The 18,248-nt window shown below is 31.4% G+C and carries 22 protein-coding genes and 1 tRNA gene; 19 read left to right on the forward strand and 4 right to left on the reverse strand.

The annotated features are described in order from the left end of the window. Positions 1–4 precede the first annotated feature (4 nt). Both BSU00_RS05505 and BSU00_RS05510 read right to left on the reverse strand, forming a co-directional pair. Positions 5–1,348, reverse strand: a complete 1,344-nt coding sequence (locus tag BSU00_RS05505) for a TolC family protein (RefSeq protein ID WP_105003505.1) — start codon at positions 1,346–1,348, stop codon at positions 5–7. A gap of 2 nt (positions 1,349–1,350) precedes the next feature. Then, entirely contained in the window at positions 1,351–1,962 is a 612-nt protein-coding gene (locus BSU00_RS05510; protein WP_105003910.1) for a TetR/AcrR family transcriptional regulator, read from the reverse strand. Positions 1,963–2,087: 125 nt separating this feature from the next. Here BSU00_RS05510 and BSU00_RS05515 point away from each other — a divergent pair, with 125 nt between their 5' ends. The 15 genes from BSU00_RS05515 (at position 2,088) to BSU00_RS05575 (ending at position 14,000) form a co-directional block, all read left to right on the forward strand. Next, complete coding sequence (locus tag BSU00_RS05515) at positions 2,088–3,059, forward strand: polyprenyl synthetase family protein (protein ID WP_199176764.1); 972 nt, start codon at positions 2,088–2,090, stop codon at positions 3,057–3,059. 52 nt (positions 3,060–3,111) lie between these two features. Continuing rightward, positions 3,112–3,185, forward strand: a tRNA-Ile gene (locus BSU00_RS05520). 212 nt (positions 3,186–3,397) lie between these two features. Next, entirely contained in the window at positions 3,398–4,618 is a 1,221-nt protein-coding gene (locus BSU00_RS05525) for a site-specific integrase (protein ID WP_105003506.1), read from the forward strand. Positions 4,619–4,818: 200 nt separating this feature from the next. After that, positions 4,819–6,024 (forward strand): C1 family peptidase, encoded by a 1,206-nt coding sequence (locus BSU00_RS05530; protein ID WP_105003507.1) that lies wholly within the window; start codon positions 4,819–4,821, stop codon positions 6,022–6,024. Positions 6,025–6,140: 116 nt separating this feature from the next. Further along, the gene (locus BSU00_RS12885; RefSeq protein ID WP_158254396.1) at positions 6,141–6,314 is read left to right on the forward strand and encodes a hypothetical protein; all 174 of its coding nucleotides are present in this window, start codon (positions 6,141–6,143) and stop codon (positions 6,312–6,314) included. 12 nt (positions 6,315–6,326) lie between these two features. After that, positions 6,327–6,782 carry a hypothetical protein gene (locus BSU00_RS05535; protein ID WP_146104798.1) on the forward strand — a complete coding sequence of 152 codons (456 nt, stop codon included), beginning with the start codon at positions 6,327–6,329 and terminating at the stop codon, positions 6,780–6,782. 331 nt (positions 6,783–7,113) lie between these two features. Continuing rightward, the gene (locus BSU00_RS05540) at positions 7,114–7,446 is read left to right on the forward strand and encodes a hypothetical protein (protein WP_105003509.1); all 333 of its coding nucleotides are present in this window, start codon (positions 7,114–7,116) and stop codon (positions 7,444–7,446) included. 135 nt (positions 7,447–7,581) lie between these two features. Then, positions 7,582–8,115, forward strand: coding sequence for a hypothetical protein (locus tag BSU00_RS05545; protein ID WP_105003510.1), 534 nt, complete (start codon positions 7,582–7,584; stop codon positions 8,113–8,115). A gap of 85 nt (positions 8,116–8,200) precedes the next feature. After that, positions 8,201–8,638, forward strand: a complete 438-nt coding sequence (locus BSU00_RS05550; RefSeq protein ID WP_105003511.1) for a hypothetical protein — start codon at positions 8,201–8,203, stop codon at positions 8,636–8,638. A gap of 224 nt (positions 8,639–8,862) precedes the next feature. Beyond that, positions 8,863–9,033 (forward strand): hypothetical protein, encoded by a 171-nt coding sequence (locus BSU00_RS12890; protein WP_158254397.1) that lies wholly within the window; start codon positions 8,863–8,865, stop codon positions 9,031–9,033. A 547-nt stretch (positions 9,034–9,580) separates the two neighbouring features. Beyond that, the gene (locus BSU00_RS05555; protein ID WP_105003512.1) at positions 9,581–10,177 is read left to right on the forward strand and encodes a hypothetical protein; all 597 of its coding nucleotides are present in this window, start codon (positions 9,581–9,583) and stop codon (positions 10,175–10,177) included. Between the two features lie 392 nt (positions 10,178–10,569). Beyond that, positions 10,570–11,079, forward strand: coding sequence for a hypothetical protein (locus BSU00_RS05560; protein ID WP_233188607.1), 510 nt, complete (start codon positions 10,570–10,572; stop codon positions 11,077–11,079). A 350-nt stretch (positions 11,080–11,429) separates the two neighbouring features. Next, positions 11,430–11,672: a hypothetical protein gene (locus BSU00_RS05565; RefSeq protein WP_146104799.1), complete on the forward strand. Its 243-nt coding sequence runs from the start codon at positions 11,430–11,432 to the stop codon at positions 11,670–11,672. A 525-nt stretch (positions 11,673–12,197) separates the two neighbouring features. Further along, entirely contained in the window at positions 12,198–12,818 is a 621-nt protein-coding gene (locus BSU00_RS05570; protein ID WP_105003514.1) for a porin family protein, read from the forward strand. 744 nt (positions 12,819–13,562) lie between these two features. Continuing rightward, positions 13,563–14,000, forward strand: a complete 438-nt coding sequence (locus BSU00_RS05575) for a hypothetical protein (protein ID WP_105003515.1) — start codon at positions 13,563–13,565, stop codon at positions 13,998–14,000. A 122-nt stretch (positions 14,001–14,122) separates the two neighbouring features. Here BSU00_RS05575 and BSU00_RS05580 read toward each other — a convergent pair whose 3' ends face one another. Then, positions 14,123–14,575 (reverse strand): hypothetical protein, encoded by a 453-nt coding sequence (locus BSU00_RS05580; protein ID WP_105003516.1) that lies wholly within the window; start codon positions 14,573–14,575, stop codon positions 14,123–14,125. Between the two features lie 9 nt (positions 14,576–14,584). After that, positions 14,585–15,175: a riboflavin synthase gene (locus BSU00_RS05585; RefSeq protein ID WP_105003517.1), complete on the reverse strand. Its 591-nt coding sequence runs from the start codon at positions 15,173–15,175 to the stop codon at positions 14,585–14,587. A 58-nt stretch (positions 15,176–15,233) separates the two neighbouring features. Here BSU00_RS05585 and pdxA point away from each other — a divergent pair, with 58 nt between their 5' ends. The 4 genes from pdxA (at position 15,234) to BSU00_RS05605 (ending at position 18,225) form a co-directional block, all read left to right on the forward strand. Continuing rightward, positions 15,234–16,280, forward strand: coding sequence for a 4-hydroxythreonine-4-phosphate dehydrogenase PdxA (gene pdxA, locus BSU00_RS05590; RefSeq protein ID WP_105003518.1), 1,047 nt, complete (start codon positions 15,234–15,236; stop codon positions 16,278–16,280). A gap of 61 nt (positions 16,281–16,341) precedes the next feature. After that, a complete protein-coding gene (locus BSU00_RS05595; RefSeq protein ID WP_105003519.1) occupies positions 16,342–16,878 on the forward strand; it encodes a DUF177 domain-containing protein in 537 nt (178 codons plus the stop codon). Positions 16,879–16,886: 8 nt separating this feature from the next. Next, the gene (gene rpmF, locus BSU00_RS05600) at positions 16,887–17,081 is read left to right on the forward strand and encodes a 50S ribosomal protein L32 (protein ID WP_047789948.1); all 195 of its coding nucleotides are present in this window, start codon (positions 16,887–16,889) and stop codon (positions 17,079–17,081) included. Between the two features lie 148 nt (positions 17,082–17,229). After that, complete coding sequence (locus tag BSU00_RS05605) at positions 17,230–18,225, forward strand: beta-ketoacyl-ACP synthase III (RefSeq protein ID WP_105003520.1); 996 nt, start codon at positions 17,230–17,232, stop codon at positions 18,223–18,225. Positions 18,226–18,248: the final 23 nt, after the last annotated feature.

The raw sequence follows: 18,248 nt of genomic DNA on the forward strand, positions 1-18,248 counted from the left end.
TTGATTATTTGATTGGTATGTTTAATGCGTTCTCTAATTTGGCTTTCTTTGCAACGACGTCTAACATCGATTGCATGTAATTATTTTGTTGTGAATACAATTGATTCTGTGCTTGCAGCAAATCGAAACTTGAAGATATCCCTTCGAAGAATTTTATTTGCTGTTTCTTTTCGATTCGCTCTGCTAAACTCAGATTCTTTTTAGCGGTATCGTAATTTTCAATACTGAGTTGGTATTCACTTTTGGCAGCCTCTGCCCCTAACAACAATCGTTGTTCTATTTCTTGCTGTTTAATTTCAGCATTCTCTAATTCAATTCTTGCTCTTGCTGTTTTCGCAGTTCTACCCAAACTACTGAATAAAGGGATGTTCAAACTAAAACCCAGTAAAGAATAGTCGTACCATTTTTGATCCGTATTGAAAAAATTAAAATTATCGGCATTCGAATTGGCCCCATAGTTTACAAAAGCAGAAAGACTAGGTAAGGCCATACTTTGTTCTAACTTCATCAGTAATCGCTTACTTTCCTTATCATTTTCAGCGATGCGATAATCGATGTGGTTTTCAACATCAAATACTTTGGTAAGCAAACTCAAATCTGTATTGGCAAGCACCAAACTATCTAATGAGTCTGTTAAAATTAGTTTGCGTTCTATGGTATTTCCCAGAGCGACGTTTAACATTTGGTAGGCAATCTCTTTCATACGAATCGCATTGTTCAAATTATTCTCTACCGTTCCCAGTGTAATTTGCAACTGCTCTACATCCTCTAATTCGGTTAAACCGTTCTCGTAAATCTTTTGTGTTTCAAAAAGGTTCTTTTGCAAGATATCTCTGTTGCTTTGTAAGATTTTAATAGATTCCTCGGTAATTAAAACATTACCATACGCATTTATGACTGCTTCTCTTGTAGCTAATGCAGTTTTCTCTCTAGCCTGCTCTGAAATTTTCAAATAAGTTTTAGCCGATTGCAACCCAACGATATACGACCCATCAAAAATAAGCTGGGTTAAAGTAACACTAGCATTCATGGTTTGCTGTGTTCCAAACCGAACTGGAATAAAGGTACCAGGATCGCCTCCTGTAATTTCGGCCGGTAAAAGCGTTATTTGTTGTTTTAACCAATTTTGGTAATCTACTTTACCATCGATCTGTGGTAACCCAATGGTAGTAGTTTCCCATTTTTGTTTCTTTGCAGCCTCGATATTCTTTTCCGCAATTTTATTGTCGTAATTGTTTTCAATCGCGTATGCAATAGCACTATTTAATGATATCGGCATTTCCTTTTCCTGAGCGAGCATTAGCCCTGTAAAAAAGCATACAAATACGAGGTATATGTATTTTTTCATAGTTACTTAAATTGGTTTATGGTTTGTAATTGTCGTTCTAACTCTTCTATTCCTTTCTCGGTTGCAATAGCTCGTATATGATATTCTAATACTTCGTATTCTACTTTCATTACCTCTTGCATTTCATGACTGTATAAATCACTTTCAAACACGCCAAAAATCAAGGAAAAATAGAAATTACTAACCAAGTCAATGTGTAAATCTTTGCGATATAAGCCTTGCGCAATACCTTTTTCTAAATTGTCGGTATTGCAATCTTTAAAGAGACACAACTCTTTATTTTTTAAGGTCGTATAAATTTCTGGATAGTATTTTTTTAATTGATACATCGGAGAGGTCTTGGCATTTTTAAACATCTCTTTAAAAGTAGCTTTTACAATAAACTCTTCTTTGATAGCATTGTAATTTTTACTTTTAATTTCTCGTATAGTATCGTCTATTTCCTCTTGTAGTCTTGTCGTTGCAGTTTTTACTAAAGCGGCTTTATTAGAAAAGTATTTGTAAATAGTTTTTTTAGAAACTCCGAGCTCTTTAGCAATATCGTCCATAGTAATGCTTTTAAAGCCGAGCCTTAAAAACATTTCTTCTGCTTTGTCTACTATTTTTTCTCGCATAATTGGTGGCAAATGTACGGCAGGAAACCCAAGAAACAAAAAAAGTTTCCAAAGTTTTAATGATTTTTTAACATTATACTATGCACTCTTTTTTTCTTTACCTATTTTTACAAAAAATTTGAAATTTGGACTTATTAAAATATCAATCAGACTTTTTAGCATACCTAGAAAAGCAAAATTTCACCAGAGAACCACAAAATCTTTACGACCCTATTTCGTACATCATGCAACTTGGTGGGAAAAGAATACGTCCGTTACTTACCTTAATTGCATGTGATATTTTTTCTGGGACCTATGAAAAGGCACTTCCGGCAGCATTGTCGGTTGAAGTTTTTCACAATTTCACCTTAGTACACGATGATATTATGGACGATGCTCCTATACGACGAGGAAAGAAAACTGTACATGAAAAATGGGACATCAACACTGGAATATTATCCGGAGATGCGATGCTAATTTTGGCCTACCAATATTTTGAAAATTACGAACCGGTTACCTTTCAAAAGCTAGCCCAATTATTTAGTAAAACTGCCCTAGAAGTTTGCGACGGGCAACAACTAGATGTAGATTTTGAAACGCGAAATGATGTATCTATTGAAGAATACATCAACATGATTGGTCTTAAAACGTCCGTATTGGTTGGTGCGGCTCTTAAAATGGGTGCCATAGTAGCCAATGCCTCGGAGGAGCAAGCTAGTCTTTTGTACAATTATGGCTTGCACTTAGGTATCGCTTTTCAGTTACAAGACGATTATTTAGACACCTTTGGTAACCAAGAAACCTTCGGAAAACAAGTAGGAGGAGATATCATAGAAAATAAAAAAACCTATCTTTACTTAAAGGCCTTGGAAGTTGCTTCTGCTGAAGATCGCGAGCGCCTTTTAACACTTTACAATGACAGTGCTGTAAATAATGCAGAAAAAGTAAAAACAGTCACGGCTATTTTTAAAGATAATGCAATCCCTAAACATATCTCAGAACGAATTGAATACTACACCAATAAGGCATTTGAACACCTAGAGCACCTTGCTATTTCTAAGGAAGCCAAGCAGGGTTTACAGGCCTTTGGAAACAATTTAATGAATAGAAAAGTATAAAAATTGTTTGGTATTTTAAAAAAGTTTATATCTTTGCAACCCGAAATTAACCGGTCCTATAGCTCAGTTGGTTAGAGCACCTGACTCATAATCAGGGGGTCCATGGTTCGAGCCCATGTGGGACCACCTTGAAAGCTTCACTTTTAGTGAGGCTTTTTTGTTTAGCACCTATAAACACTAGGTTTAGTGTAATAGCTAGATGTTTTAACTATAAGCTTAGATTTGTCTTATTTTGGAGTAAAAAGGGACCCATTGCGGGACCCACTTTTATTTTCGAGGGACCCGTTTTATAAGCATCCGAATTGTTTGCCAATTGTTTAACTTAAAACCAATTGGTAATGAAAAGTAAAAAACTTTCAATATTGTTTGTAATTAAAACTAGCAAACAAAACAAAAGAGGCTTATGTCCAATTAATTTTAGAATAACATACGAAAAGAAACGTAAGGAATTTTCAACAGGACAATTTGTAAACCCAAAACATTGGGTTGCAAAATTACAATATGTGCTAGCAAAAGATAAAAACAGTGAGTACATTAATGCGCAATTATCTTTAATTACCCAAAATATTAAAAACACCTATCTTAAACTACAAGTACAAAATATAGAATTTGACCTAGTAGATATTTGTAATTTATACTTTGGAAAAGAGAGAGTAAAAGAAGAAACAATTCTTAATTATTATTCCAAGTATTTAACTAAGATTAGAAAACTTATTGGGATAGATATTAAAATAACAACCTTCAAGAAATTTGAATATGTAAAAGCATTTTTAGAGGATTTCATAGCATTTAAACACAACCATAAAGATGTTGCATTAAACAAGCTTACACTTCAATTTTTACATGATTTTGAGTACTATTTAAAGACAGAAAGAAATCTTGGTCAAGCAACTATTAACAAAATAATTCAACGCCTTAGAAGACCTGTAAAAGAGGCCATTTCTGAAGGCTATATTAACAAAGATCCCTTTATACTGTTTAAGGCAAAAGCAACCAAGTCTGCAATTATATTTTTATCCCCTGAAGAACTTGAGTTATTTAAAAAGAAACAATTTGTACAACCAAGACTGCAACTTGTAAAAGACCTATTTATTTTCTGTTGTTATACAGGTTTGGCATATAATGAACTTTCAAGATTGGAAAGTAAACATATCCAAAAAGGTTTTGACAACATGCTTTGGATTACTATGAAGAGAGAAAAAACAACAAGAAACTTCTCTATCCCTTTATTGCCACAAGCAGAGTCTATATTAGAAAAGTACAAGCCTAAAACAGGTATCGTATTCCCTAAAATAAGCAACCAAAAATACAACTCATATTTGAAGGAAATAGGAGCCATTCTCGGAATAGAAAAGAAGCTAACTACACATATAGCCAGGAAAACATTTGCAAGCACAGTGCTGCTATATAATGATGTCCCTATGGAGATTGTTAGTGAGTTATTGGGTCATGCAAGTATGAAAGTTACACAAGACAGCTATGGGAAAGTAGTACAACAAAAGATTAGCGAGCAGATTATAAAATTACGAAACATGGAACAAACTAAGGGTAATTACTAAGGCGTATAAGGGTTAACCCTGAGGTAAAAACTAGTACTAATAGGTATTGGTTACTACTTCTAAATATAGTTACTTTATTTGCTTTTAAAATTATAGTAGAACATAAATCAATTCTAATTAAAAGTTGAATATGCGAAATTGCACATATTCAATAGTTGGCAATAATATTTAGACATAGAGTTAATTTAAGATACAAAATCATGAAAAGAATAACATTTTTATTATTAATAGCATTTACAACCCAGTTGTTTGGACAAAATATTCCTTGTAATTTTTCTTGGGAAAACGCACCAACAACAAACGGGAATAAAAATTTTATTACCTCCATTAAAAACCAGCCTTACCAAGGACCATGTTTAGCATTTGCTTTTAATGCAGCGATTGAGACTAAGTATGCTATAGAAAACAGTATTAATAATCCTACTCTGCAGCTTTCAGAAGCGTATATTGATTATAAAGTTTGGGGAATAAATAATTTTGAATCTGTATTAGAAAACGGTTTTAAGATTCCTACCAAAAATGTTCTCAATTCTAATTTCAATACCTTTCCTCCACAATGTAATGATGAATTTAATTGTCACTTTGTAAATGATGTAAGAAATTGTATTAATGATACAAATGGTCAAAAAAATTACTCTTTTAATATGATTGAGGTCAATAACTCTTTTGTGATAGACCCAAATAACCCCGTAACATGTCAAAGTGTAGTAAGTAATTCTATGACTGTAAATGATGTAAATCAAATTTCCAACATCAATTCTAATGATGATTTAAAACTTAAAATTTTAAACGAAGGTCCAGTAATACTTAAAGTAAATGGTTTGGTTAATGCAAAGAAATTTAGAAATTACAGCACCCCTAATACTCCTTTTTCATATCATGCATTTACAATTATAGGCTGGACAAATGATTCTGAATGGATTGTAAAAGATAGTTGGCCTTCTATGTCTGGAATTACTCAAACAAAAGCAAACGTAGACATAATAGGTTTAATAAACTCAAATAATGTTGAACTTTACCAAGTTTCTGGAGTTAGTTATAATGGTGGTGCTACCTCTCTAAACCCTGTAGTTTTATCAGTAACAGATTGTTCTCCGGTACCTGTCTTATCAAATATAGAAGTTGATATTGATTACGCATTTATTGGAGGCTACTTGTACCATAAATTTTGGGTAATAAGCAATGAAGGTATTGATAATTGGATTTGGGGTATTGATTATCCAAATGGTTCATTAAAAAGGTCTCAAGTAAATAATTCTAATTATAGTTCTGTATTGTTAAGCCCTACAAATAGTGGAATGGTTACTGTTTTTGTTAATGGTTATAAAAATGGGATTAAAGTCACCAAAGAAAGAAGAATATATTTATCCAATGGACAATTATCTGGAAGAGGAAATGGTCGGTAAGATATAAAAGTATACTATTGCCAACAAAAGAACTGATATAGAAATCAAGTAAAAATCCTTTAATTGTATAACTTTTAACGAAAGTATGAATACTAAAATAGTTCACTTTACAAAGAATGAATTATTATAACGCTACAATTGTTTCCGCCCTAAGAGAATATGACAACAATCAGCATACGCAAGCCCAATATGAAGCTATTGCTTGGCTTGGTCTTGAAGGTACTGTTGCATGGAATAATTTAACGCAACCTGAAAGGGATAATATTACACAGACAAGAACTAATTTTTAAAAAATGACACCAATGCATGCAATTAAATTTTTAATCAGTTTGATTTTTCTATTTTATGTCAACAAAGTCTCTTCTCAGGAAATTAAAAAAGATAATTTATATTTATTATTTAAGAAAAACAATGGGGAAGCAGACTCTAGTTTGGGTAAAAAGTTTGCAAACAAAAAAGGAATAAATTTTAATCTTTATGAAAAGTATTTCATTCATCACAAAAAATTAAAAAGAGACACTTTATGCTTAAGTCGACTTACGAGTTTTAAATTAACTAATGAAGAAGACATTGAAAAAAAAGCCAATATGTGGCGAAAGAGGAATGAAAAAAAGTTAAAAAAGAAATATGGAGTACTATACAGGCAGTCCTCTCAGTATAATAATAGTATTTTTAACACGTATATCATTGAAAAAATCAATTCTGAACAGATGGTTATCTATGAAGTAAAATTTAGAAACGAAGGAACTATAAGATAATCTAAAACATTAATACAACCTATAACAAAAAATAGATAAGTACAAATGATAGTACTTGTGCTTATCTGTTACTTTAATTTAAACAAGTAATGAAACTATAGATCAAATTAAATGTGATTGATTATGAGTTATAAATTAATAATTAAAATAGGCCTATTACCTATGCTATGTTTAATCTTAATCTATTTTTCTAAAGTATATATAGATTTTCAAGATATAATAACATTTGCGGTATTAATAATCTTATTTAATAAAAACAAAACAAGAAAAAAGTTTTACGTCGAGTTTATTATACTCTATTATTTTTTCTTTTTTAGTTTTAATTTTATCTATGGGAGTCGGAAAAATTATTTTTATAATCAAAGATGAAGCCTTTGTAAATTCAATTTCCAATACTTATTTAAAACAACTTCATATAATACCAAAATCAATAGTATCTCCTCTATTAATGTTTTATGCATATAAACTATTATTTGATATAAAAACAACTAGGTATAGCAACGTAATAAAATGGGTGGCTATTATTGTTTTGAGCATATTAGGAATGACAGGATTATTTTTAACTAATTTGTATTTATTTATGTCATGGCAATTCGTTATGGCTCTTTCTTTACAATTGATAATTTATCAAAAAGAAGTTACAATGTTATATAAGAAAGAATAATTAAATATAAAGGAAACCTGGAAAATCTGTAACTATATCAGCTACTAAAGACAAAGAACTAAGGTAAAAATACTTTACTTATGCAAGATTTAACGGAAGTACGAGTAATAAAATAGTTGACTTTACAAAAGATATATGAAATCTCAATTAGCCTTTTTAAAATTAATATACCCAGCTTTTGTTTGCATTATATTCATTTTTACTACTAAAGTAAATTTAGAATATTATCCATTAATTTTTGGTGTTACAATAGGACTTTTCAATGTAAAACATAATAGACATCCAGTTCTTTTGGGGATTTTACTTTGTGTAATCGCTTCCTACATGTCATTTTTTGCAGGCTATTTAGGATTTTTTCTTCTATTAGGGTTTTTTAAACCTCTATTGGGAGAAGAAATTGGAGCTTATATTTTTATTATTTTATGTCCTTTTATAATTTCTCCTATTATATTGTATTATTTATTGAAATATTTATTTGACATTGGGAATAATAAGGTTAATAATTATATCATGTTTTTTTCAATAGTTACCTTGGTAATAATAGCTGTTGTGTTTTTTTTAAAAGCTCAAGGAATTTATGATTATGACTATAACAGTCTTTTCAGCCCTTATGTTTTATGGTCGTTTATTATGGCTTTTAGTATTCAAATCCTTATTAAAAAGACTTGAATGAATGTATAATTGATACCCAAACAACGATAAAATATTAATTAACACTTTATAGAGTGATTTCAAGTTACTACCTTTTGTTTTCTTGAAAAAACCGTCCATTACAGTTATTAATTTTGATGAGCAAATTATTAATCAATTGGAAGGAAAAGCAAAATGTATTTACGATAAATTTACAGAAGCTAGCTCAGGTTTCAAAAATATGCTTAAACAGTTCGATGGAGAGTTCCCTATTAGTCATTTAAAGTTTACAATAAATAATACTTTACCTGATGGAAATTATGGAATTCCGTTACCTCCTGTAAATTATGTAACAGAAATTCATTTTATTAATGATCAATTAGTTAATATTTCTGTTTTAGGTAGTGTAGTTTCCATTGCTAATGAGATGATTCATAAAGAAATTTTTAGAAAAATCTTATCTTCAGCTCAAAGGGGTGATTTAGACCCAGATACTATCACGCAACAACCACAAGTAGGATATCTTAATAGTTTAAGAAATAATTTTTCCGAATATTTATGATTATTATGTGGAAAGTTGGAAACCTGATTCGGGGGATCAGCAAATGGTACAATATTATATCACTACAATTGTTTCCGCCTTAAGTGAATATGACAACAATCAGAATACTCAAGCCCAATAGGAAACTTTTGCTTGGCTTGGTCTTGAAGATACTGTTGCATGAAACAATTTAACACAACCTGAAAGGGATAATATTACAAAGACAAGAACTAATTTTATAAAAAATGACACCAATACATGCCATTAAATTTTTAATCGGTGTACTTCTTCTATTTTCTTTCATCAAAATCTCTTCTCAGGAAAATGAAAAAGACAATTTATATTTATTATTTAAGAAAAACAATGGCGAAATAGACTCTAGTTTGGGTGAAAAGTTTGTGACAAAAAAGGAATAAATTTTAATCTTTATAAAAAGTATTTCATTCATCACAAAAAATAAAAAGAGATACTTTATGCTTAAGTCGACTTACGAGTTTTAAATTAACTAATGAAGAATACATTGAAAAAAAAGCCAATATCTGGCGAAAGAGGAATGAAAAAAATAAAAAAAAGATACAATCAAAATATCTCTAATAAAACACATCTTCATTAACTTAAAAAATAATTCACTTACAACAAGAACTTCAAAATGAAGCTCTTCAATGTTATAAAGACTTACTTTGACGGCATCAAAGTATGTCATTGTATTTATAGGTAATCAACACCTAAAAACAAGCTTTATCATAATTAGGATAAGTAAATGCTAATCGCAAACTAAATAGTATATTTGACGAAATTTGATATTAAAAGAAATTTTCAACCCATTAATTGCAAAATATCGCCCTAGAAATAACTTCAGTTCATTGAGAAACGTAAATTGAAAATAGCTAATCGACTACGTTTAAATTAATCTCACTTTAATCAGAATTAAATTTAAATCCTAAAATTTCAATAAGTAAAAAAATGTTAAAAAAAACAATTCAATTATTAATCGCTGTATTAACTTTTGTGATAAATGCTAAAGCTCAAGAAATAGACGAAAGTAAAAATTTTATTTATAAAACTGATGGGAGTATTCTCTACGGAGTGAACCTAGAATATCGAACACCTATGTTTAAAAAGAATTATTTTAAATTGGATAGTTTAACAATTAATAGTGAAGATGTTAAGTTTTACAAATCCGGAGTAAACTTTTTTGGAAGTACTAAAGGAAGTGGATCAAGTTTTGCTCTTAGAACAATTCAAGGTAAAATTAATTATTATACACTAACTAGCACCTATAATAATAGTGCACCAATTAACAATACAGGAGGAATAGGATTTGGAGGAACTAGCACTACTCAAAATTATTACTACAATTCTGGATTTAATCCTTTAAAAATTGCTAACTATGAAAATTTAAGTGTTGATTTACAAACCAACCCTAAAAGTATTCTTTATTTAAAAAAGTACCATAATGCTAAAAAGAATAGAACCTTAGCTTATGTATTAGGAGGAATTGCTATGGTAGCGGGAATTTTGACATCAGCAAAAAAACAGGTGAAACTACAAATTCTATAAATCCTAATACTGGAGCATTTGAAACTTCGGACGTAACTGAATTACGACCTGTAAACTTAGCTATTGGTTTGGCAGGTTTTGGAACGGTTGTCGCTACAATGATTTCTGCAAAAAAGAAAGATAAATACATTCAAAAAGCAATTGAAGTATACAATGAAGATTAAAATATGGAGATATAAAAACTGAAGGAAAGTAAACTTGTGCATCTATACAAAACTATCCTTGCAAATACGGTTTGTTTAAGTAAAATGTGAATCTTACGTTCAGAAAATTCAGAAATCTAAAAACTTATGAGAATTGAAGGATTTTATTATATTTTTTACATAAAAATAGATCAATATTTAACATATAACCATTATTAAAAACTAAATTTTAACAATTAAATTAATCAAATGAAAATTATTCAAATCACACTTTTATGTATTGCTATTTCTACATTTACAAATTGTGCATCTGGCTATAAAATGATTACGCCAAAATCAATAAATTATGTTTCGTCAAATGAAACTGACAATGTAAAACTTGAATACAAGTATGATTTACTTGATAAAAAATATGCTAAAAATGAATTAAAAAAAGGAGTAAAGCTTGTTGCAATTAAAATAACGAATAACTCTGAAAAAGACATAATGTTTGGAGGAAATACTACATTGACTTATGAAAATGGAAACGAAGTTATTGTATTGGAAAATGAAAAGGTTTTTAACTCATTAAAACAAAATACGGCCACATATCTACTTTATTTATTATTAACTCCTTTACAATTTAATGTTACTAAAACAAATGGATATAGCATGGAAACAAATTCTACTCCAATTGGTTTACTTATTGGACCAGGACTCGCTGGAGGCAATATGATAGCAGCTGCTCTGCCAATAAAAAATTTAAAACTCAATTATTAAAGTATAACATCAATGGAACTTTGATTAAAAAAGGAGAAACTAAATTTGGATTACTCGGAATTGAATCTGATTCATTCGATTCCCTAAAATTGAAAATTGATTAGAGAAAAGTTTTACAAGAAAAAATGGAGTAAAAAGTAAAATTTTACTTCAAAACTTAAATTGGAAGTATGTTACTTATAAATACAAAAAGACTTTTTTTAATAATTATATTTGGTTTAGTAAAAAACATGAAAAAAGAATGATTATTTATAATTACAATACCCTTTTTCTGGCTACACGTAGCGTACAGTCAAAATATAAATACTTTAAAGACCAAGGTTTGAGATTAAAAACGAAAACTTTGGTTCTTGTTCCTTATAATGATGGCACAAAGTTGGAAAGTATACGATACAAATTATGAATTAGAAGATAATACGTCTATTGTTATTGGTTTAAACCTTGAGTTAAATTATTATCTAAACCAAAATTTAGGCCTAGAGATTGGTTTTGGATATGAAAAAATTAATCAACCTAACTTCTTTTATTGTCCTGTCTACTTTAATCTAATAGAAGTTTTAAAAGAGACCAAAGATGCTTTTATGCAAAGGTAAATTTTGGTTTTCATTTAGGAGATATAGACGAGTCAGGATTTTTGTGCAGAGGTGGTTTAGGTTATCGACTAAAAGTATTTAGTAACATCCTTTCAAATTTTGAATTTATATATGTATTTCAAAATATCTACAAAACGTTTAAAATTCAAAAAGACCAGAAAATTATTATAATCTTGAAACTATAGGATTAACTGTAGGCATAGAATTTAATTAAAAAATCACCTGTGAATACATAGCTATTGGTAATAAATAAAAACACATTCTAAAAGTGGCTCTATAAAATAACAATATACTTCTAAACTAATTGTGACGTTAGGGAAAACAGCTAAAAAAATAAAACACCCAAAACTATTAAAAAAATAGAAGGCTGTATTTTATTTTAGGTATTTTTGCCACATAATTAAGCCGTAATTATTATATTTAGTTATCATCTTTGAAAACTTAAACGTGTTTTTAGAGGTTATTTTTTCGAAAGGCGACAACTAAAAAACAATAGTTATTATAAAATCAACAAATTTATTTATCATGAAAAAACAATTATTTTTTCTATCCCTTGTAATACTTTCAACATTCCATTCTTTCAGCCAAGATACGGGATACATAGAGTTTGGAGGTAATATTGGGTTAAGTTTCACTAACATATCTACAATGGATGGTCAATATAATAAAACATCTCGAAAAACTTTTACTGGTGGTATTACCGGAGAATATTACTTTTCGGATAGATGGGGTTTAAAAACAAAATTAATATACGACAGCAAAGGATGGGGTGATGGCTCTATAAAAGACAATGATGATAATGAAATCACAACAGATTTTAAACTAAACTACCTAACAGTTCCGGTAATGGCAAACTATCATTTTGGCTCTAATAGAAATTGGTATCTAAATTTTGGACCATATATTGGCTTTTTAATAACTGCTGAAGATTCTGAATTGGGTATAGATTTAAAAGACGGTTTTAATGGGACAGACTTCGGTCTTGCCTTTGGAATTGGATACAAATTCGAACTAAACACCAATACAAAAATGTTCATCGAACTAGATGGACAAGAAGGATTCATCGATATATTCGAGATGAATGAAGGGAAAGCCATTAGAAATGGTAGAAGCAGTGTCAATTTAGGATTACTATTCAACCTATAAGAAATTTAGTTTGTAGCATCATGTAATAATCAAACTAGGATAAAACTATTTAGAAAGCTTCACTTTTGGTGAAGCTTTTTTGTTTAGCATCTATAAAAACTGGGGTTAATATGCTAACTAGGTGTTTTATTTATAGGTTTAAATGTGACTTATTTTAGAGAAAAAAGAGAACCCTTAAGGGGCACATTATTATATACAAGCAATCTACATTCTAAGTTTCCTCCCAACAGAAAAGCTCCACAAATAAAATCCAGCAATACACCTATATAATCTTCAAGGATTCTGGTTGTATTTTACCTGTGGTAGCATCGTATACGTAAGGAAATATTTCGAAATTATTTGCTGCGAAGTAATTTCTTATGACAATAAAAAATAGCATTTTAGTTCGCATAAAATGAAAGATTTTTTTTAGTCTAAAAAAAAATTCGGACCAGAAACCTCAAAATGTTGTTTCGCAATATAAAAAACATCGTAGTTAGATAACTCTGTAAGTGCAAATGGATGCAAATGTACCAAGCCCAATACATTTTCTGTGTTACTAAAATTTCTAAAAAATGGCGTAAAATTATAAAGATTTACAGTTGTGATATTTTCGATGTGAATTCCGGATACTACGTTGTCTTTTCCGAGTTAAATAGAAATGTCTACAACAATGTGTTTTAAAAGAAACATCCTATATTAATTTTTTAATCGTTACGAACGCAACCATTCGGTTTAATTCGCATCTACGTATAAATAAATCGAATGAAAACAACTATCGCCCTAATGGTATCCGTTCTAATGTTCGTGGGTTGCTCAGACCTTAATACCGAAAATTATGACACACAATTACAAAGACGTTTCATAGAAAACGGCATCCCGGAAGGAGACTATACCGGTACTTTTTCTGTTGTGTACAATAATGGAGAAACCTATAGTAACCCCGTAACCATATCTTTTTTTAATGACTATACTTTTAATAGCTCAGATGGACCTATGCGCTATCCGGCAGGAGGAAATGGATCTTACGAAATAACGGAAGATGCAATAAACTTTACCGACCTCAAGGTTTGGACTGCAGATTTTGATTGGAATTTAATTTTAAATGGTAAATACCATTATACAATACAACAAAATAAATTGATAATTTATGCCAATAAAAATAAGGCAGGTACCTATACCTACACCATAACATTTCCATAAAACAGAGAATGCATTGGCCACCGCACAAATGTATAGATCTCTATACATATTGTTTCTTCCTAATGAAACACCTCGCAAGAGGTGTTTTTCTTTTAAAAGAGAATAGCCAAAAAGCGATGCTTTTACTTTTCTAAAGAAGCTATAAAAGAACTATACGCTGGCAGTGGAAAAGAAAACCCTTCAAACTCTGGCAACCAATCAATTTCATTTGTCTTTTTGATCGTATACAGTGCGTTACGTCCGATACGTTTCCATACGATACAATCGTTTTTGCGCTCTACCTCAACAAAAATATAAAGACAGCAACCATCATGGCAGTGGTATAGCGGGGTAATTGTGTTTGTAGTGCCCTCAGGCATATATGCTTTGATATAGGCTGCTTCTTTTTCTTTATCATCAAAACCACCAAACAACACCGGTATCATAAGTTCTTTAAAACGACCCGATGCAAAAGCGTCTGGGTAGCGTTCTTTTAAATGTTGAGAAATAGAAACACCATCCACAAAAAGATCTGCTACTTGTATGGTTACTCCCTGAAAAGTATAAGGTCGTAAAGCTTTTGTTAGAGAATTCATAAGTACTTTTTACTGCGGAAGGCCATGCAGCCTCGCCACGTATTTACCAATAACATCAAACTCTAAATTTACCTGTGTTCCTACAGCGAAATTTTTAAAGGTAGTGTGCGCAAGCGTATATGGTATTATCGCCACACTAAATGCATTGTCTTTAGAATTCACCACTGTTAAACTAACTCCATTTACAGTAATTGAGCCCTTTTCAATGGTTACGGTATCCCGATCAAAAGCATAGGTAAAAGTAAAAATAGTACTTCCTTGCGCATCTTCAATAGCAGTGCAAACTCCTGTTTTATCTACGTGGCCTTGTACGATATGCCCATCCAATCGAGCACCGAGTTGCATACCTCGTTCGAGATTCACTTGTTCTCCAACCTGTAAAGAGCCGATAGCAGTTTTTTGCAAGGTTTCTTTAATAGCCGTAACCGTGTAGGTATCTTTTTCTTTAGCCACTACCGTTAAACAAACCCCGTTATGCGCCACACTTTGGTCAATTTTTAATTCCTCTGTAAAGCTACTTCTAATAGTTAAATGAAGGTTTTCTTGTTCTTTTTTAAGATTGGTAACCTCCCCAAGAGTTTCTATTATTCCCGTAAACATTGTCTAAAATTTAATTACCTTTGTTATGGTCAAAAATACGACATTATTACGCTATACTATGGATAAAAATAACAAAATTGTTGTAGGAATTTCAATTGGAGATGTAAATGGAATTGGCATTGAGGTAATTTTAAAAACCTTTGAAGACAAAAGAATGCTCGATTTTTGCACCCCTGTATTATTCGCCTCTAACAAGACCATAGCATACCACAAAAAAGTACTTAAAGTTAACCATAGCATCCACGGTATTACTTCTGCAGACAAAATAGCACATGGAAAAATCAATCTGGTGAATGTTTGGCAAGAAGAAGTAAAGTTAGCTCTCGGACAAAATACGGAGACCGGTGGTACCTATGCGCTCAAATCGTTAATGGCAGCCGTAGAGGCCGTAAAACAAGAACAGGTAGACTTGTTATTAACAGCACCCATTAATAAAGAAAACATTCAGTCATCGGAATTCGATTTCCCCGGACATACCGAATATCTTGAATCTAATTTTGAAGGAAAAAGCTTAATGATATTAATGACCGATGTTTTGCGCATAGGACTCATCACAGGGCACATTCCAATTTCGAAAGTTGCAGAAAGCATCACTCCCGAATTAATTCGAGAAAAAGTTGCTATCATGCATACCGCTTTAGTACAAGATTTTAATATTAGCAAACCTAAAATAGCTATTCTAAGCCTGAACCCGCATTGTGGCGATAAAGGCGTTATTGGTAAAGAAGATGATGAAATTATTAAACCGACCATAAGCTCCATTCAAGAGACTGGAAAATTAGTCTTTGGCCCTTACGCAGCAGATGGTTTTTTCGGTTCCAAAACTTACGAACAATTTGATGGTGTTTTAGCCATGTATCACGACCAAGGTCTTGCACCATTTAAAGCTATTTCCTTCGGAAAAGGAGTAAACTTTACCGCAGGTCTCCATAAAATTAGAACATCACCAGACCACGGAACTGGTTTTGATATTGCAGGAAAAAACAAGGCAAACCCTGAATCTTTTAAAGAAGCCTTATTTACAGCATTAGAAATTCATAAAAACAGGACTGAATATCAAAACCTAAAGAAAAATGCTTTACCTAGCAAACTTCAAAAAAAATAGTTGCATAATATAAAAATAAAAACATTTTTTATATCTTTGCACGCTCAAATTGATATTGTAGATGAAAGACTTAAGAGAATTTAATATTCCTTTTGTAGGATTAAAAGAAGGCAGTCATTTATTTGAATACCAAATTGATAAAAAGTTCTTTGAAGCATATAATTTTGATGAATTTCAAGATTGTACAGCAAAAGCAAATGTAACTTTAGTAAAAAAAAGCACCCTAATGGAGCTACATTTTACTACAGAGGGTAGCGTTCAGGTTCCATGTGATCTCACTAACGAACTATATGACCAAGAGATTTCTGGTTCTTTAGATTTAGTAGTAAAATTTGGACAAGAGTACAACGATGAGAATGAAGATATTCTAATCTTACCGCAGGAAGCTTATCAGGTTAACGTTGCACAATACATATACGAACTAATTGTGTTATCGGTTCCCACAAAAAGATTACATCCTGATGTTGTTAATGGAACGATAGAGTCTGATGCTTTAAAGAAACTAGACGAATTACGAATAAAAGAGAACAAAACTGTTGCAAACAAAACAACAGACCCTAGATGGGATAAATTAAAGGATTTACTAACAGATAAATAAGACATAAAATGGCACATCCAAAGAGAAAAATATCTAAAACGAGAAGAGATAAAAGAAGAACACATTACAAAGCTTCTGTACCTCAAATAGCTGTTGATCCTACCACTGGAGAAGCACATTTATACCACAGAGCACACTGGCACGAAGGAAAGTTATATTACCGAGGTCAGGTAGTATTAGAATCTGCTGCTGCAGAAGCTTAAGATTGTATTACAAAGCATACAAAAACCCTCTATTTTGAGGGTTTTTTGGTGTTTTTAAGTTAATTAAGTAAGTTTTTGCACTTTTTTTTTCAAAGAAACCAAATAATTTTCATTTCTTTGAAAACTCGTTTACAACAAAACAAACACTATGACTAAAATAACTGCAGCTATAACAGCAGTAGGTAAATATATACCAGAGTACACTCTAACTAACAAAGAGTTAGAAACCATGGTAGACACCAACGACGAGTGGATTACTACCAGAACAGGTATTAAAGAACGTCGTATCTTAAAAGAAGAAGGAGCGGGAACTTCGTACATGGCTATCAAAGCTGGTGAAAATTTATTAGAAAAATCAGGAATTCATCCAGAAGATATTGACATGGTTATTGTTGCTACTGCAACGCCAGACATGCCGGTAGCCTCCACTGCCGCATATACAGCCTCAAAACTAGGAGCAAGCAATGCATTCTCTTTTGATTTACAAGCAGCATGTTCTAGTTTTTTATACGGAATGTCTGTAGCCTCAGGCTATATTGAAAGTGGTAGATATAAAAAAGTATTGTTAATTGGAGCAGATAAAATGTCTTCAATTATCGACTATACCGATAGAGCAACCTGTATCATCTTCGGAGATGGTGCTGGAGCTGTTCTTTTCGAACCTAACGAAGAACAACTCGGTTTCCAAGACGAATATTTAAGAAGTGACGGAATAGGAAGGGAATTCCTTAAGATAGAAGCTGGTGGTTCCATACTTCCTACCACAGAGGAAACAATCGCTAACAAAAAACATTTCGTACATCAAGAAGGAAAAACCGTCTTCAAATTTGCGGTCTCTAACATGGCAGATGTAGCAGAAAAAATGTTAGTTCGCAATAAGTTAACAAAAGAAGACATACAGTGGCTAGTTCCGCATCAGGCCAATAAAAGAATAATCGAAGCAACTGCTAAGAGAGTTGGTTTGCAAGAGGACAAAGTGATGATGAATATCCACAAATACGGAAACACAACATCTGCTACCTTACCGCTGCTACTTGCCGACTATGAAAAAGAGTTAAAAAAAGGAGATAACTTAATTTTTGCCGCATTTGGTGGTGGCTTCACATGGGGAGCTATCTACTTAAAATGGGCATACAACTCATAAATCAAACAACTTAAATTTAGGAA

This window comes from Tenacibaculum sp. SG-28 (assembly GCF_002954385.1).
In the GTDB taxonomy this organism is placed as follows: domain Bacteria; phylum Bacteroidota; class Bacteroidia; order Flavobacteriales; family Flavobacteriaceae; genus Polaribacter.

Bases quoted from the DNA above. Each gene is read 5' to 3' on its own strand.
- BSU00_RS05505 (WP_105003505.1), bottom strand. From the start codon at position 1,348: ATGAAAAAATACATATACCTCGTATTTGTATGCTTTTTTACAGGGCTA.
- BSU00_RS05510 (WP_105003910.1), bottom strand. From the start codon at position 1,962: ATGCGAGAAAAAATAGTAGACAAAGCAGAAGAAATGTTTTTAAGGCTC.
- BSU00_RS05525 (WP_105003506.1), top strand. From the start codon at position 3,398: ATGAAAAGTAAAAAACTTTCAATATTGTTTGTAATTAAAACTAGCAAA.
- BSU00_RS05530 (WP_105003507.1), top strand. From the start codon at position 4,819: ATGAAAAGAATAACATTTTTATTATTAATAGCATTTACAACCCAGTTG.
- BSU00_RS12885 (WP_158254396.1), top strand. From the start codon at position 6,141: ATGAATTATTATAACGCTACAATTGTTTCCGCCCTAAGAGAATATGAC.
- BSU00_RS05535 (WP_146104798.1), top strand. From the start codon at position 6,327: ATGCATGCAATTAAATTTTTAATCAGTTTGATTTTTCTATTTTATGTC.
- BSU00_RS05540 (WP_105003509.1), top strand. From the start codon at position 7,114: ATGGGAGTCGGAAAAATTATTTTTATAATCAAAGATGAAGCCTTTGTA.
- BSU00_RS05545 (WP_105003510.1), top strand. From the start codon at position 7,582: ATGAAATCTCAATTAGCCTTTTTAAAATTAATATACCCAGCTTTTGTT.
- BSU00_RS12890 (WP_158254397.1), top strand. From the start codon at position 8,863: ATGACACCAATACATGCCATTAAATTTTTAATCGGTGTACTTCTTCTA.
- BSU00_RS05555 (WP_105003512.1), top strand. From the start codon at position 9,581: ATGTTAAAAAAAACAATTCAATTATTAATCGCTGTATTAACTTTTGTG.
- BSU00_RS05560 (WP_233188607.1), top strand. From the start codon at position 10,570: ATGAAAATTATTCAAATCACACTTTTATGTATTGCTATTTCTACATTT.
- BSU00_RS05570 (WP_105003514.1), top strand. From the start codon at position 12,198: ATGAAAAAACAATTATTTTTTCTATCCCTTGTAATACTTTCAACATTC.
- BSU00_RS05575 (WP_105003515.1), top strand. From the start codon at position 13,563: ATGAAAACAACTATCGCCCTAATGGTATCCGTTCTAATGTTCGTGGGT.
- BSU00_RS05580 (WP_105003516.1), bottom strand. From the start codon at position 14,575: ATGAATTCTCTAACAAAAGCTTTACGACCTTATACTTTTCAGGGAGTA.
- BSU00_RS05585 (WP_105003517.1), bottom strand. From the start codon at position 15,175: ATGTTTACGGGAATAATAGAAACTCTTGGGGAGGTTACCAATCTTAAA.
- pdxA (WP_105003518.1), top strand. From the start codon at position 15,234: ATGGATAAAAATAACAAAATTGTTGTAGGAATTTCAATTGGAGATGTA.
- BSU00_RS05595 (WP_105003519.1), top strand. From the start codon at position 16,342: ATGAAAGACTTAAGAGAATTTAATATTCCTTTTGTAGGATTAAAAGAA.
- rpmF (WP_047789948.1), top strand. From the start codon at position 16,887: ATGGCACATCCAAAGAGAAAAATATCTAAAACGAGAAGAGATAAAAGA.
- BSU00_RS05605 (WP_105003520.1), top strand. From the start codon at position 17,230: ATGACTAAAATAACTGCAGCTATAACAGCAGTAGGTAAATATATACCA.